The sequence below is a fragment of the Deltaproteobacteria bacterium GWA2_45_12 genome (genome assembly GCA_001797365.1).
GTDB lineage: Bacteria > UBA10199 > UBA10199 > UBA10199 > UBA10199 > UBA10199.
Genome location: MGPH01000059.1, coordinates 18,372 through 34,481, shown reverse-complemented (window position 1 = coordinate 34,481; position 16,110 = coordinate 18,372). Strand labels below are relative to the sequence as shown.

The window sequence follows — 16,110 nt, the reverse complement described above, 5'->3', positions numbered from 1 at the left end:
TCCATTTGTGGAAGAATGGCGCCTTCCATGCCGTTTTAAACAACAATGTGGCCAATGATGGAGAACAGAGTTTCATCATCCCTGACGCCGTTGTGCCCGGAACTGATTTTAAAGTGGGGATGTCCAATGTGGGCGCCGGAAACTGTGATGCACGGGTTGTTGATTTCTCAGATAATAATTTTTCAATTGCCTTCAATGCCCCCAATCTCTCAAGTCCCGCCAATGCCTCAACCAATATCACTAATAACCGATTGGATTGGGATAATGTGACGGCAGCCGAATCCTACCGCGTACAGGTAAGCCCGGATAACAATTGGCGGGCCGAAAATGAAGATACCGACAATAACAATGACGGGAACTTGACCTGGCAAGAAGCCATCTCGGGGAATCCTCCGCGGTCTTATTCCGACATCCCCTGGGCACAACTCACACAGGGAACTACCTATTATTGGCGAGTCCGTGCGGGCAGCGCGGCAGCAGGGGGGGCATGGTCTTCAATCTACCGGTTCACCATCGCATCCGATGCCGATGACACCTCTGGCGAAGCGGTTCAAATCCAACCGAACCAAAATTATGGTGATAATTTAACGGAGGGCATCGATCGGGAAGACTGGAAAAGAGTTAATATCCAATCAGTGGGTCAAGTGCGTGTCTTATTGGACCCGCCTGATAACTATGATTTTGACTTGGAAGTTTTTGATGGAAATCTTCAACGAAGAGGGGGTTCGGCTAATGGAGCGGGGCAAAATGACGAGGTTACCTTTGCGGTAGCTGGCAATCAGTTGGGTTGGCATTACATCCGTGTTTATTGGTACTCGGGTTCCGGCAGGGGAAATTACAATCTCAGCACGAGCTTGAGTCGAACTCCCACGGTAGTTGTAAATAGCCCCGCCGATGGGGCGCGTACTTCATCATCCCCCATCGGGGTTTCGGGAAGATGCAGCGATGGGGATGGCAATTTAGCCTCCGTTGTTGCTTCCAATCAAACTACGGGTTGGACGAGCTCCAATAATATTGGAGGGGGCGGCGCTTTTGATTTTTCGTTTAATGTCCCTCTTAATCGAGGGCAAAATTCCTTACGAGTGGTCTGCCGTGATGCCACGGGCCTGGAAGCGCAAGCGGGCTTGACCGTGACCTATGACATCTGCGCGGACGGTACGGCTTATGATGGAATTGGCGATAACTGCGACCATGACGAAGATAATGACGGAATTAACGATGGAAACGATCAGTGCCCCTTCTATGCCAATGACAATATCGGTGATCCTTGCAATGCCAATGATAACGTTCAAGGGATTTTGGTGAGCGAAGTCCCCGCCCAGGGAATTAACCTTAACCCTCGACAGTCTTTTACAAAGACGTGGACTTTACAAAATACGGGCCTCGTCATTTGGACCACCGATTACTTTTTCCGTCATACCCAAGGAAATTTGAGTAACAACCTACAAGATGTGAGGCTGACCCGCAATGTGGTACCTGGTGATACTTATAGTTTTACGGTGGAGATGACGGCCCCGCTTAATGGGCAGGATGTGGAAGATCATTGGCAGTTGGTTACCGAGAGTGGGACGGTTGTTCCCATCGGAGGAAGTCAAACAATCTATGCCCGAGTATCGGTCAATGGAAATTATTCGGCTGTTTTTCGGAGTGAGACGATCCCTGATGGAACCCGCTATAGCCCAGGACAATCATTTACCAAATCATGGACCTTAGAGAACAACGGGAATGTGGTTTGGGATGGAAATTTTAGATTTCGATTTCGGTCAGGGGCAACACGACTCAGTGCTGGTAACGAATTTCCCATAGCGGGGAATATCCCTGTTGGTGGCCAATATACCTTTTTATTGGATATGAGGGCCCCTGCCAATCCAGGGGTCTACCGTGAAGAATGGGAATTGATTGGCCCTGACAGCCGCGTAATTCAGGTGCGGGCGCCTGATAATTCCTGGGTGACCAATTATGTAACGGCAGTGATCAGAGTGGATATGCCCAATCGGCCTCCCGATGGTCTCCCGCCGGTTGATTCAGGCAACTCGGTTTATAATGCGATTAATCGTGAGATTTTGGCCCTAGCAGAGCTTTACCAAATTCCTCCCATCATCCTCCAATCGATTGCCTTTCAAGAGTCCGGTTGGCAGCATTACTGGTCCCAGGATCTTCAACCCCGCAGCTATTGTGAGGGGGGGCAAGTCGATGAACGAAGTGCTGGGCAGGTAAAAAGAAATTTTAATATAAGGGGGAATTGCGAGTTTGTCAGTGTGGATATTGGTTTGATGCAGATCTCCGTTCCTCTTTCTCAACAAATGAATGCGATTTTAAATGTGAAGTATGCCGATCCATCTTCTGCTACTACTGCTCAGGAGGTTACTAATAGCTGGGAAAAGAATCTTGAGGCTGCTGTCAAAACGCTCAATGATAAGTGGCTCGAAAATGTTGGAAACTTTAGAGGATGTGATGTTGACAAAACCATCTTGGAAAATTGGTACTATCCTATTGCCTGGTATAACGGCGAAGCCAATGACGCCTACATCTATGTGGGTAATGTTTATAGCTACATGAGTGGAGCCGCGGGGATGAATGCCTCCATTGATGCCATTGTGAGCAAGGTTCCTGATGTGGCTTCTCCTCGAATCCTTCCCAATTTCTCAGATACGATCAACCCCCATCCGCAGGCACCCAATGAGATTTACACTTTGGATCAATTAGTGGGGGCTGGGGGTCGAATTCATCGATGGACGGGAGGAGGGCAGTATGAGGATATCACAGCCCAGATCAATAATGGAACCTGTGAGGCTTTAGCTGTGGGGCGTCGTCCCACTCCCTCAAAAGTTGAAGGCCTCTCTGCCACACAAAATGGAAACCAAACCACAATCCAATGGAAGACCAATCCCGTGGATGAGGGTATCAATAGTTATGAGGTTATTTGGAGGGATAGCTCGGGTATCGAACAGACTTCTCTGCCTATTGAGGCGTCTACGCCGCAATTTGCCCGCGCCTTTGCCCCTGGCGATTATGACATCCAGGTGAAGGCTTCTAACGGGAGCGGAAGTGGTACAAGATCAGCTAGTATCAATGTCAGTGCAGTGGAAGATGATGCCACCCTCCTTCCTCCAAATAACATTCGAGCTGTTGTGCAGGGACGTGATGTAACTATCACCTGGGATGGTAATCCCTTGGCCGATTTCCAGGAGCTTAAATGGAAGAAGAGTTGGTGGCCTTGGCGCGGTACCGGGCCCATTGGGGAAAACCAATATATTGTTAAAAATATCCCAGACGGGACTTATCGTTACAAGTTAAAGTCGTGTCTGTGCCAAAATGAGTGTCGATCCATACAATGTGGGGCTTATTCACCTGAGTTTGAGCTAGCTGTTCCTGAAGTCGGTTTCGGACAAACATCGATAACTCTTCTCTCCAATAATATTCTTGTCAAAGGAGAAAAAGTAACTCCCAACGAACTAAAACATTATCGCATCGATGTTCCGGCCGGTGTTCAGGTTCTTACTCTTCAAATGGGTGGTCGGGGTTTAGATAAGGATCGTGCCAAGCAGGATCCCAAGGATGCTGATTTATACCTCAAGTTTGGGTCTCTCGTGGTGGCCGGGGATGTGGGGCGACAGAATGATTCAACCAATCCCATCCTGATCTCGCCTTGGTCTTCGGGATCTCACGAATCAATCACGGTTTATAATCCTCCGGCCGGGAAATGGTATATAGCTGTGCAAGGATCCTCTGATCGACCGGCCATCGCAAACAAACCGCTGCGATATTGGTTGCGAGCCCACTATCATGGTGCCGCACGAGAGGGTATCCCACAGGGTCTCGCCTTGAACCGCACAAGCCCTTCGACACTTTTTCGTCCAGTTAACGTCGATGCTGGTCAATGGAGCTCAGTGGAGGTGGGATGTTCCGATGCAGCGCAAGCAGGGGCTAATCCTAGTTGGGGCCCTTGCGATCCGGCAGTTGCCATTGATGGATCAAATGGCTCTGCTGTTGTAAACGTGCCGCCCAATCATGCTCACCCGCGCTGTTACCAACATTGCCGAAGTCCTTTTCATCAAGAAACAGGGGGGGATTGGGACAGTGTGGACTTCAACATGGGTGATGAGGGAAATGACGATTGTGGCCAAGATCTTTTTGCGGCGTTCTCTGGAATGGTCATTTTTAAAAACAAGGTGAGTGGGTATGGCAATGAAGTGATTATCCAATCCGATTACGACGCTAATTTTTCTGTTCGTTATGCCCATATGCAAGAATTGGGTACGAATTTCGAGGTTGGTGATTTCATCCAACCTGGTACCTATGTGGGAAAGTTGGGGCGAACAGGTCCAACGGATGGCTGTCATCTTCACCTTAGTCTTTACAAGGATCTGGCCCTCAATCGGGCGAGCGGTATTTTAAGAAATAATGTGGTCCAAGGAATGGATCAAGCGGGTGTCAATAACCTAAAAAAAGGATCCGGCACTGGAAACAGAAAATATTCGACCTTTATTCCCCTTCGTATCAATGGGTATTCAGAAGTCCCTCCCGATCCGCGAAGAACAGCCAACCAAGTTCAGTCCCCTGTTAACCTTGATATTGTTGATACGGAAGACAGGCATGTTGGTCGTGGAGCCTTTGACACCTTAAATTTAGAGATTCCAGATGCTGAATTCTATACGGCCCATCTTGCGGGGCATGACTTTGAGGTTGTGACGCTGCCGGAAGCTCCGGAGGGGGATTATTATAAGGTCCATGTGATGGGGAATGACATGGGTGAATTTAATCTTGGGATCTCTATTTCCAATCCTGCGGAGAGTGTTTACCAAAATATTTCGTTTCTTGACCGACCTGTTAATGAAGACACCATGGCCTTTCTTGACCCGTCTCTTTGGCAGGGTGAAGCTCGCCTGGTTGTTAACACAGGCAAGACGAGCTACATCCCTGAATTTGATTTTGCCCAGGAAAATCAAGCTCAGTATCAAGGCTCCAAACCCCAGGTCGAGAGGCTTTCAAGAAATGTGCTGATACCGGGAGAGACCCTTACAATTACAGGGACGAACTTTGGAAATTTAGGAAATTCAAAACCTGGGGAGATTGATCTCATTTTTGGCACTGATCTTTATCGGCCCTTTGAGATTGTTTCGTGGACTGACAATCAGATTGTTGCCCAGCTTAATGGTTTTGTGCCCGTAGGTTTTTATGATCTCCGTCTCATGATCTACCCATCACGAGTGGTGAGTGACAAGGTTATCCTGGATATTGTCTCGGCAAACTCGACTCCTGTTCTTCAGGATGCACGGCCTTCCTATGCGATTGCCAATAGAAACGGCGCAGAAGCTCGTTTTTTTGGAGAAGATTTTGACGGAGGAGCAAGGGTAAGTGTGGGTGGTCAGGTTCTTTTGAATCCTTTTGTTGTTGGCGCTGATTTAATTCAAGGGATGCTTCCATCCTTATCCCCCGGTCGTCAGACTATTGTTGTTCAAAATGGAAATGGAAACCGTTCAGCGGAAGACATAGCGATTGAATTTTTACCTTCTGATGGAGATCTCGATGGGGATGGCCTTTCAAATCTTGCAGAGATCGACGGGGGAACGTTTGCCAATAATCCCGATACCGATGGCGACGGAGTGCGCGATGGGGATGACGCCTTCCCGGGTAATGAAACCGAAAGCGTGGATACGGATGGCGATGGGCGCGGTGATAATGCTGATTTTGACGACGACAACGATGGTGTGGAAGATGAACAAGATGCCTGTCCGCTTCGCCCCAACGACAACATTGGAGATCCCTGCAATGGCGATGAGGATGCGGATGGCTTTGCTGATGGTGCAGATAATTGTCCGCTTGTCGCCAATGCCAACCAATCCAACTTTGATGGTGATGGATCTGGGGATGCGTGTGATGAGGATGTGGATGGCGATGGCTTGGCCAACAATGTCGATTTCTGTGCGTTCACCCCTGCAGGAAACCAGGCCAATGCCCAAGGCTGCGGTCCCAACCAACGGATCTGCGATTCGTTGGCCGATGTTCGGGGCCATCGGTTTGAGACGGAAGTGTGTGCGCTTGTGGATGCGGGTTTATGGCCCACCCAGGCAGGGCAGACCCAATTTAATCCGGATGAGGATGTGAGTTGGGTGGATGAGATCGTTACATTTTTAAATGTGGCAGGATTGGGCGATGAGGCCGCGGCGTTTGTTGGGGGTCCATGCCCAAACAACCCGTATGTATCGTATGCAATGGCCCAGAGGATCGTTAAATTTAGGCAGTGTCCCCAGGATGGGTGGCCGCAGTTGATGTATAGTGCGATAGAGGAGGCAGAGAGGGCGTTTTGGAAAGCGAGCGAGGAGAATGTTGGGATATGGAAGCAGATCACCGAGAATTATCGAGGTCCGTTTTCCGATCGGGAGAGACCTTTTTATATATGGAGGAGTTATTTTGCCTTTGCCTACGAGAGGGATGCGTTGCCAGATTGGAATGAGAATCTGGATCCGGATACGATGAATTTTACGGTTCAGTATGGAACCCAGGTTGTGACCAAATCGCAGGCAGCGTATCTCATTTATCAGATTTTTGAGATGGGAAAAGAGGAAAGGATCGATTTACCGGAGCATGTGGCTTACTTGAACCATGCGCGGGCGATGGCGGGTTTAGATGCTGACTATGATGTGAATGGGCCGATGAAGAAGGGGGAGTTGATTGGGTTAGGAATGAGGTTGATGAAGTTAGAGGGGTGTATTGATTATGAGGATGAGGTGGATAATCCATTTGGGAACATAGCAGATGATTACGAATATGTGGCGGAATTGGCTGAGGCTGGGAGGCGGGGTGTGATACGGAATGGGGAAGGAGATTTTAGGGGGGCGGCTGGGACATGGGTATTTAACACGGAGAGGACATTTAACCGGTTGGGAGAGATTATTTGGTTGTATAGGATATTGAGGTTGGGAGTGGCATGTAAGCAGTCATGCTACACGCTTTGGTTGAATAACCGGGATCAGGTCAATTTTTCTGCAGATGATGTATTGGGTAACAAATACGATTTACAGGCGACATGCGCGTATGTGTTGGATGCTCTTCCATTCACCGATGAGCTCGCTGGAGGGCTCATTGATACGCATCTTGATGAGATTCCCGAGGCAGAAGAATCCCTTGTTACGATCTACAGAATGCTTCAGGTGGGGATGGAATAGGTTCGCTGATCGCGAATGGCGAGCAACGATCCGCGAATAGCGATAAGCGATCCGCGATCTTTTACCCCAAATTTGAGGTTGCAGGTTTTATGGCTTTGGGGTAGGAAGTTTGCCACATTTTGGTCGATTGATGTGGGGCCAAGATAAACGTATCTTTGAGCCCCATTTTTTTTGGTCGCGGGGTTTTTTATGAGCCAAACAGGATTAGAGGGGCGTATTTACGAATTCTTGTCTCCTCTGATTGAAAGTGAGGGCTTTTTGCTTTGGGACGTTGAATTTGGTTCTACAGCGGGCCGTAAAACACTTCGTGTACTTGTTGACCGAAAAGAGGGTGGAGTTAATTTAGATGATTGCAGCCACTTAAATCGTATTTTAGGGGATATCATCGAGGTTAAAAATTTTATTCCTTTTCGTTATGATTTGGAAATTTCTTCCCCCGGCCTGGATAGGCCTTTAAAGAAAAGAGAGCATTTTCTTCCTTATGTGGGAAGAGTTGTTTCTGTAAAAACAAAACTGGCCAGCGATGGCCGTAGAAATTACAAGGGTGTTTTAAAAACTGTCGATGATGACCGGTTTATTGTTGAGGTTGATAAGGTAGATTATCCCGTTGGCTTTGATAATTTGTTTAAAGCTAAGCTGGAAATATGAAAGAGGAGATTCATTATGATGTTAGATCTTAACCGAGTTTTGGAACAAATTGAAAAAGACAAGAGCATTCCCCGCCAATCGCTGATTGAAGCCATTGAATCAGCCATGATGTCGGCGGCCCGCAAGAAGCTGGGTTTCTTGGGTGATTTGGAAGCCCATTTTAATCCTGAGGCCGGTGAAGTCGAATTGTTCCAGTTTAAAACGGTGGTTGAAACGGTGACAGATTCCAATCGTGAAATTATCTACAAAGAAGCCAAAAAGCTCGACCCGGATTGCAGCATGGGGGATAGCATTGGTACAAAAATAAGTGCCGATGTATTGGGACGTATTGCAGCACAAACAGCCAAACAGGTTATCATTCAAAAATTGCGTGATGCGGAAAAAGATATTGTGGTTAACGAATATAAAGACCGGATGAATACGGTTCTTTCCGGCGTGGTTCGTCGTTTTGAAAAAGGAAATCTTATTGTCGATTTGGGTAAGGCCGAGGCCGTGGTGCCTTATAAAGAGCAGATTCCCGGCGAAGCCTACAAACCCGGCGATCGTATCCAGGCCTATTTTGTTCATTTAGATGACTATGCCCACAATGGGGCTTTAGTTGTGCTTTCGCGCCGGCATCCCCAGTTTTTAAAAGCCTTGTTTGAAATGGAAGTTCCTGAAATTTCGGAAGGCATTGTTGAAATCAAGAGCTGCGCCCGTGAACCGGGTGTCCGTGCCAAGATTGCCGTGTATTCAAAGGATGATGATGTCGACCCCGTAGGAGCCTGTGTGGGGATGAAAGGGTCCCGTGTTCAAAGTGTGGTTCAGGAATTGCGCGGCGAAAAAATTGATATTGTTTTGTGGGATGAAGATTCTGCCAAGTTTGTGTGCAATGCCATTGCTCCTGCGGAAGTAAGCAAGGTGATCATCAAGGAAAATGAAAAATCGATGGAAATCATTGTTCCTGATGACCAGCTTTCGTTGGCTATCGGCCGCAAGGGACAAAACGTTCGTTTAGCGGCTAATTTGACGGGTTGGAACATCGATATTTTTAGTGAATCCAAAATTGATGAAATGGCCAAGCAAGCCAAGGCTCGCTTGAGCGAATTCTTGGATATTGATGAATCCATTGCCACTATTTTATATAGTCATGCTTATCGTTCGGTTGAGGAAATTGCCGGAGTTTCTGAGGAAGAATTCATAAGTATTCCTGGCATGGATCAAGATGCTTTAAAGCGTATTTATGCCAAGGCGGGTGAAGTGCTTAAGGAAGCCAAATCAGAAAAAAAATCCGATGCGATAGTATCGGCTTAATGCTTCCTAAAGCAAAATATTCCCCAAGAGGGCTTTGATTTTATGGAAAAAACAGAAGTCGTTGAGAAAAGAGTCAAGTCAACAGTGATCCGCCGTAGGCGTGAAGTGGTGGCGGAAGCTCCTGAGTCTGTTGTTAAGGCAGCTTTCCTTGTTGAGGAAAAAATCAGTGCTATCCCAAGCCAAGTTGTTGTTGGTGAAAAGCCGATTAAAAAAGAAGATATCGTTGAAACAAAACAGGCCGCCGAGGCTGCCAAAACAACAGAAGCTTCCAAACAACCAGAAAAAAGAATTATTGATTTAAGCAAGTTTAACCTGGGGCCTAAAAAAGCACCTGTTCTGGCCAGTGCTGATCCTGAAATTGTTCCTGACGAAGAAACTGAAGAAGAAAAAAAGAATCGGTTGAAGAGGTTGGCCAAAAAGAAGGGCCCACGTCGCATGGAAATTGAAGGTTTTGGCGAGGTTTCATCCATTACGCAGTTATCCCGCATTGCCCATACAGAACGTGTTTTTCAGCCGGACAAGGCAGGCAAGCGCAACAAGCGCGGTATAGTCAAAAAATCAGCTCATCGAACTCCCATTACTGAAACCAAGGCCTCCAAACGTATCGTCGAAATGACAAAAAATATTTCTGCGGGTGATTTGGCCAAGGCCATGGGGATTAAATCCGCTGAAATCATTAAAAAGTTGATGGCTTTGGGAACGATGGCCACTGTCAACCAAATGCTCGATTTTGAAACCGCTACGGTTATTGCGGGTGATTACAAGTTTGAAGTGCGAGATGTTGGTTTTAACGAAAATAAGGTTTTTAATACTCTTGATCAAAAAACAACCGATGAAGGCCTGATCCCGCGAGCCCCTGTTGTCACTATTATGGGCCATGTTGATCACGGCAAAACATCGCTTTTGGATGCCATTCGAAAAAGCAAGGTGGCAGAAGGGGAAGCCGGTGGCATTACTCAGCATATTGGCGCTTATACAGTGGCGCTTCCCAAGGGAAAGATCACGTTTTTGGATACACCGGGCCATGAAGCTTTTACGACCATGCGTGCACGCGGGGCTTCAGTGACTGATATTGTTGTGCTTGTTGTTGCCGCCGATGATGGAATGATGCCTCAAACGGTGGAGTCCATTCACCATGCTAAAGCAGCCGGTGTTCCCATTGTTGTGGCTGTCAATAAAATTGACAAGCCCGGTGCCGATCCTGAAAAAATCAAGCGTCAATTGTCTGAAAAGGAACTTATTCCTGAAGAATGGGGCGGGCAGACCTTGGTTTGCATGGTTTCAGCCAAAACCAAACAGGGGATTGATGAGCTTCTTGAAACTATTTTATTGCAAGCTGAAGTTTTGGAATTAAGGGCCGATCCCAAGGCTTCCCCCAAGGGTATTGTTGTTGAAGCCAAACTTGATCGTAATCGTGGACCTTTGGCTACTATTTTGGTGCAGCAGGGAACCCTTCGCATGGGGGATATTATTGTGGCGGGCATGGCCAGCGGAAAAATACGCGCCATGACGAATTATCTCGGGAAAAATATCGAAGAAGCGGGGCCTTCTACAGCCGTTGAAATCATGGGGCTTGATTCGGTGCCCGTGGCCTCCGATGTGTTTCGTGTGGTTCCTGATGAAAAAATGGCCAGTGAAATTGTCGAAAATAGAAGAGCGCAAAAAAGGGAAGAAGAGATGGCCAAAAAGACAAAAGTTTCCCTGGAAGACTTTTTTGCCCAAAGTGCAGCCACTGAAGTCAAGGTGCTCAATGTTATCTTAAAAACGGATGTGCACGGTTCTCTGGAAGCCATCAAGGATTCTCTCCTCAAGCTTTCCACCGAAAAAGTGAAAATCAATCTCATTCATACAGGAGTGGGGGGCATTACCGAATCCGACGTTCTCTTGGCCTCTGCTTCTGGTGCTGTCGTCATGGGTTTTAATGTGCGTCCAGAAACCAAAGCTATCGGCGTTGCCCAAGGAGAAGGTGTTGACATTAAATTATACAAAATCATTTATGAAATGATGGAAGACGTCAAATTGGCGATGAAGGGGATGCTAGCTCCCAAAAAGATTGAAAAGTATCTGGGACGTGCCGAGGTCAGACAAACCTTTACCGTTTCCAAGGTGGGAAACGTGGCTGGTTGTCATGTTGTGGATGGCAAGCTAACACGTTCAGCCAATTTACGACTGCTTCGTGATAACGTCGTTGTATTTGAAGGTAAAGTATCTACTTTAAAACGTTTTAAAGATGATGCTCGTGAAGTGACCCAAGGACTGGAATGCGGTGTTGGCATTGAAGGATACAACGACATTAAACCGGGCGATCTGATTGAAGCTTTTGATGTGACCCTGGTTCAGCCGGATCTCTAAGTACGGGCGTATGGCCATACGCCCCTACACACTATGGAATCTCTCCGATTAAAAAAAATCGAATCAACTTACAAGGACACCATGACCGAGCTTTTACTGACTTCTGTCTCGGATCCCTTTCTTCATGATGTCCAAATTACCGAAATTAAAATAAGCCCTGATCTGCACCAGGCGCGTGTGTATTTTTACATCGCTGATCGTACGCGTGAAAGGGAAGTATTGAAGGGTTTCAGGCGTTCCAAGGGGTTTTTAAAAAAGGAATTATCGGTACGTGTCCAGTTGCGGTATGTTCCCGACCTTGATTTTTTTTACGATGACCAGGTTGAAAAAAACCAGAAAATGGATGAACTCTTCAGGCAAATCAATCACCCCAAATAGTTTTTTAAATTCGTTTCTTCTTGTGGATAAGCCCTGCGGGCCCACTTCCAATGATGTTCTTCATTTATTAAAGAGAAAAAAAATTTCTTCAAAAATAGGGCACACAGGTACTCTGGATCCTTTTGCCAGTGGCCTTTTGGTTGTGGGTCTTGGAGAAGCTCTAAAATTTGTTTCCTATCTTTGTGAAGAGCCCAAGGTTTACGAGGCAAGTTTAAAATTGGGTGAAGCTACCGATACCCTGGATAAAATGGGAAAGATGACAAATGTATTTCCCGTTCCCATTCTTGATGCCACCAAAATAAATCTTGTTTTCAAAAATTTTCTGGGGCCCCAAACCCAAATTCCTCCGATGTTTTCCGCCAAAAAAAAAGAAGGCAAAAAACTCTATGAATTGGCTCGTGCCGGCATTGAGGTGGTACGAGAAGCTGTGCCCATTCGTATTGATGAGCTGATTTTAATGGAATGGGATTCCCCTTTGATACGCTTTAGGGTGTCTTGTTCCAGGGGAACTTATGTACGTGTTTTGGGGGCTGATCTCGCCCGAAAACTGGGGAGCGGGGGGCATTTGACGGAGCTCCGTCGTGTGCGTGCTGCTTGTTTTGATGTGAAAAATGCCGTGAATGTGGAAAAGGAAGAAGTGTCAGAGAATGCTTTGGTTTCCATTGAAGAAGCCCTTTCCCATTACCCATCCATCTTTCTTCAAAAAGATGAGGCTTTGGCTTTAAGGCAGGGGAAAAGAATTGTTTTAGATTCAAAGGGGGATGGAATTGTACGTTCTTATGATGGGAACTTGTTTTTAGGGCTTGGAAAACGGGATGGTTCTGAATTGAAAGCGGAAAGACTTATGAGTTCATGATATTTTTGAAAATTTTGGGCAATAAAAAACCCCCTACCTTTTGGGCAGGGGGTTTTTTTAAACAACTACCAACGGTTGGAGTCTCTGCGATCACGTCCACCGCCACCGCCGCTGCCACCGCGACGTTCGCCACGGAAGCCACCGCCACCACCACCGCGTTCACCAGGAGCGCGAGGGGCCAGGGGTTTAGCTTCATTGACTACAATGGCGCGACCACCCATGTCTTTGCCGTTTAATCCTTCGATAGCCTTTTGGGCTTCTTCGTCATTGGCCATTTCAACAAAACCAAAACCTTTAGACCGACCAGAAAACTTGTCGGATATAACTTTGGCTGAAGTGATGGCTCCAAACGGAGCGACTAATTCTTGAAGTTGGTTGTCATCAATAGAATAGGGAAGATTCCCTACATAAAGTTTCTTGCTCATAAATTTCCTTCGAAACGAAAACTTCTTAAGGATGGGGACAAACTGGGATACCAAAGACGGGCTCTCAATCGATCGCTCTCCTGCAGAAGAGAAGTCCTGACATTGCCACAATCAGGTTGTAAGGGCAATAGTTAATTTCTCTCTATTTTTCGGTAGGGTTAGATTTAATAGATATGGTATTTTTTGTATAAATTATATATTAATTTCAATGACTTAAGTGATTTTCTCTCAAGTTTTTCTATATTTAGGCTGGGGAGGCTTTCCCGAATTTGCGCAGATCCGGTTAAAAGGTCGATGGCGGGGATTGTGTCTACAAATTCGTAGGTTTTAGATCTCCATTGAAAATCTTGGGGGTAAAGTTTGGCCACATGTTTGATGAAAGCCAAGCCCGTGGCAAATGATTTAAAGGTTTTTTGGTTGGTAATGTGTAGCTGAATTCCTCCACAGTCGATTCCCGCCCATTTTTGAAACATGGGTCGAAACCATGTAGGACGGAAGACCACTCCCGGCAATTTTTCTTTTTCCAGGCTTGCCACTAATTTATCCGGTTCAATAAAAGGGGCCCCTGCAAGTTCAAAGGGTTTTGTCGTTCCCCGTCCTTCTGAAACTTCAGTGGCTTCCACAAGGCACATGCCTGGATAGACCAAAGCTGTTTCCAAGGAAGGCATATTAGGGGAAGGGTTGATCCACGGAAGGTCTGTGTCGTCATAATACATGGATCTTTTCCATCCCTTCATGGAAACCACAGTTAAATCACAATGGATTTTGTGTTCGGTATTAAAATAAAGCGCTAGCTCACCCACGGTGAAAGCATGTCGCACGGGGATACCCGAAAAAAGCCCGACAAAAGATTCAAAACCTGGTTGCAGAAGGGGTCCTTCAAGGGTGACCCCATTGATGGGGTTGGGTCTATCAAGAACGACAACGGGAATATTCTTTTGAGCACAGGCCTTCATGCATAGAGCGATCGTGTAGATAAAAGTATAATAGCGGCTGCCCACATCTTGCAGGTCGCACACAAGTATATCGATATTCTTGAGATGTTCTGCTTTGGGTGAAAGGGAATCAAAATGATTCCCATACAAGCTGGCAACAGGAAGCCCCGTGCGGGGGTCTGTTTGTGAATCACAACCCACCATGTCTTGGGCTGTTCCAAACAACCCATGTTCGGGGCCAAAGAGTTGGGTGACCTTCACTCCTTTTTCGAGCAATAGATCAAGAGTGTGTTTGTAGTTTTTATTGATACTGGCCGGATGCGCAAGCAGCCCCATACGTTTTGCGAGGCCAATCATCTTTTTTGAAAATAAATTGTCGATGCCTAATTTCACCATGCGTGGATGCACCGTCCATTTTTCGGACGGTTTTTCAAAAACTATCATGGCTTGCGTTCTGTAAGCCATCAATTTTTCAGCGATTCGATTTTGGCCTGTTTTTTGAATAGGGAAAGAGAATGCTTTCCAAAGTTCAATCAGCCGGGCTTGTGGGTGTGGATGCTTATTTAATGGATGTGGAAGTGGATATTCGTTTGTCCCAATTTCCCAAGTGGCACACGGTGGGATTGCCTGAAAATGAAGTGAAAGAAAGCAAGGAGCGCATCATTTCTGCCATCAAAAACAGCGGCTATGATTTTACCCAACGCAAAATCACCATCAATCTGGCTCCTGCCGATGTCAAAAAAGAAGGGACGGCCCTTGATTTGCCCATGGCGTTGGGCTTATTGGCCTCTTCGGGCCTTATTCCCACGGAACAGGTTTTGCCCTATCTTTTTTTGGGAGAGCTTTCACTTAACGGAGAATTAAGACCCGTCACCGGTGTATTGCCCGTGGCCATTTTGGCCGCTCAAAAAAAACTCAAAGGTCTTATTGTGCCCAAGGCCAATGCGCGTGAAGCAAGCATGGTGGAGGGACTTTCGGTGTATGCGGTGAATCATCTTTCAGAAATTGTTGAATTTTTAAATGGCCGGCTAGCCCTTAAAGCACAACCCGTTCTCACTTTTGAGGCCAAAGCGAAAACCTACCGTATCGATTTTGAAGAAATTTGTGGTCAGTATCAGGCCAAGCGCGCCCTTGAAGTGGCGGCTTCAGCGGGGCATAATCTGCTTTTTTTGGGGCCACCCGGGTCGGGAAAAACCATGCTGGCCTCAAGGCTTCCCACCATTTTACCGCCCCTGGGTTTAAGTGAATCATTAGAGACCAGCAAAATTTATAGCGTTGTGGCCACACTGGTAGGTAGCCACGGTTTGCTTAGCGAACGGCCTTTTCGGGCGCCCCATCACAGTATTTCGGATGCGGGTCTTATTGGAGGAGGAAGCATGCCAAAGCCGGGGGAAGTAAGCCTGGCCCATAATGGTGTTTTGTTTTTAGATGAATTGCCCGAATTCAAAAAAAATGTTTTGGAACTTTTACGCCAGCCCCTTGAGGCAGGGCAGGTGACTATTTCACGGGCCGCGATGAGCCTGACTTATCCCGCCAAATTCATGCTCATTTCAGCGATGAACCCATGTCCCTGTGGGTATTACGGGCATCCCAAAATACCCTGCAGTTGTAATTCGCTTCAAATCAAAAGGTATCGCACCAAACTTTCGGGGCCGTTGCTCGATCGTATTGATATTCACATTGAAGTCCCTCCGGTGACCTTTGATGACATGACCTCACGCAATCTGAGCCGTGAATCTTCTGAAATCATTCGGGCTCGGGTGATTAAAACACGTGAATTACAGATGGAGCGTTTCAAAAAAGAGGGTATTTTGCTCAACTCGCAAATGCAAAGCCGGCATATGCGCAAATATTGTGAGCTTAATACAGAAGGCAAACAGATCATGCGCAGCATCATGGAAAAATTTCACCTGTCGGGCCGGGCCTTTGATCGCATTTTAAAAGTGTCACGTACATTGGCCGACATGCAGGAAAAAGAATCCATTGAAGTGGGGCATCTGTTGGAAGCCGTTCAATACCGCAGCTTGGATCGGGGGATGATTGTATAAAATAAT

Annotated in this window: 8 protein-coding genes and 2 pseudogenes (2 of these 10 running past the window's edge); 8 read left to right on the top strand and 2 right to left on the bottom strand. The window is 46.8% G+C overall.

Translation table 11 applies throughout. The annotated features are described in order from the left end of the window. Window positions 1-39, top strand: a pseudogene (locus tag A2048_03130) (hypothetical protein); it begins 762 nt to the left of the window's first position. Then, window positions 1-7,169, top strand: a pseudogene (locus tag A2048_03125) (hypothetical protein) (it extends 31 nt beyond the left edge of the window). Before A2048_03130 ends, A2048_03125 begins: the two co-directional pseudogenes overlap by 70 nt. Before the next feature lie 189 nt (window positions 7,170-7,358). Continuing rightward, complete coding sequence (locus A2048_03120; protein OGP07736.1) at window positions 7,359-7,817, top strand: hypothetical protein; 459 nt, start codon at window positions 7,359-7,361, stop codon at window positions 7,815-7,817. Window positions 7,818-7,832: 15 nt separating this feature from the next. Continuing rightward, window positions 7,833-9,110, top strand: coding sequence for a transcription termination/antitermination protein NusA (locus A2048_03115; GenBank protein ID OGP07735.1), 1,278 nt, complete (start codon window positions 7,833-7,835; stop codon window positions 9,108-9,110). Between the two features lie 42 nt (window positions 9,111-9,152). Next, on the top strand, window positions 9,153-11,462 hold the full coding sequence (locus A2048_03110; protein ID OGP07734.1) for a translation initiation factor IF-2: 2,310 nt from the start codon (window positions 9,153-9,155) through the stop codon (window positions 11,460-11,462). Window positions 11,463-11,495: 33 nt separating this feature from the next. Continuing rightward, the gene (locus A2048_03105; protein OGP07733.1) at window positions 11,496-11,840 is read left to right on the top strand and encodes a ribosome-binding factor A; all 345 of its coding nucleotides are present in this window, start codon (window positions 11,496-11,498) and stop codon (window positions 11,838-11,840) included. Further along, entirely contained in the window at window positions 11,806-12,696 is an 891-nt protein-coding gene (locus A2048_03100; GenBank protein OGP07732.1) for a tRNA pseudouridine(55) synthase TruB, read from the top strand. Before A2048_03105 ends, A2048_03100 begins: the two co-directional genes overlap by 35 nt. Before the next feature lie 65 nt (window positions 12,697-12,761). Here the strand turns inward: A2048_03100 and A2048_03095 are convergent, their stop codons facing one another. Continuing rightward, a complete protein-coding gene (locus A2048_03095; GenBank protein OGP07731.1) occupies window positions 12,762-13,121 on the bottom strand; it encodes a hypothetical protein in 360 nt (119 codons plus the stop codon). A gap of 164 nt (window positions 13,122-13,285) precedes the next feature. Continuing rightward, window positions 13,286-14,452: a hypothetical protein gene (locus A2048_03090; protein OGP07781.1), complete on the bottom strand. Its 1,167-nt coding sequence runs from the start codon at window positions 14,450-14,452 to the stop codon at window positions 13,286-13,288. A gap of 119 nt (window positions 14,453-14,571) precedes the next feature. Here A2048_03090 and A2048_03085 point away from each other — a divergent pair, with 119 nt between their 5' ends. After that, a complete protein-coding gene (locus A2048_03085; protein ID OGP07730.1) occupies window positions 14,572-16,104 on the top strand; it encodes a hypothetical protein in 1,533 nt (510 codons plus the stop codon). The last annotated feature ends 6 nt before the right edge of the window (window positions 16,105-16,110 follow it).

What these genes read in the sequence shown, in the direction of transcription:
- A2048_03120 (OGP07736.1), top strand. Translation starts at nt 7,359, where the DNA reads ATGAGCCAAACAGGATTAGAGGGGCGTATTTACGAATTCTTGTCTCCT.
- A2048_03115 (OGP07735.1), top strand. Translation starts at nt 7,833, where the DNA reads ATGATGTTAGATCTTAACCGAGTTTTGGAACAAATTGAAAAAGACAAG.
- A2048_03110 (OGP07734.1), top strand. Translation starts at nt 9,153, where the DNA reads ATGGAAAAAACAGAAGTCGTTGAGAAAAGAGTCAAGTCAACAGTGATC.
- A2048_03105 (OGP07733.1), top strand. Translation starts at nt 11,496, where the DNA reads ATGGAATCTCTCCGATTAAAAAAAATCGAATCAACTTACAAGGACACC.
- A2048_03100 (OGP07732.1), top strand. Translation starts at nt 11,806, where the DNA reads ATGAACTCTTCAGGCAAATCAATCACCCCAAATAGTTTTTTAAATTCG.
- A2048_03095 (OGP07731.1), bottom strand. Translation starts at nt 13,121, where the DNA reads ATGAGCAAGAAACTTTATGTAGGGAATCTTCCCTATTCTATTGATGAC.
- A2048_03090 (OGP07781.1), bottom strand. Translation starts at nt 14,452, where the DNA reads ATGGTGAAATTAGGCATCGACAATTTATTTTCAAAAAAGATGATTGGC.
- A2048_03085 (OGP07730.1), top strand. Translation starts at nt 14,572, where the DNA reads ATGCTTTCCAAAGTTCAATCAGCCGGGCTTGTGGGTGTGGATGCTTAT.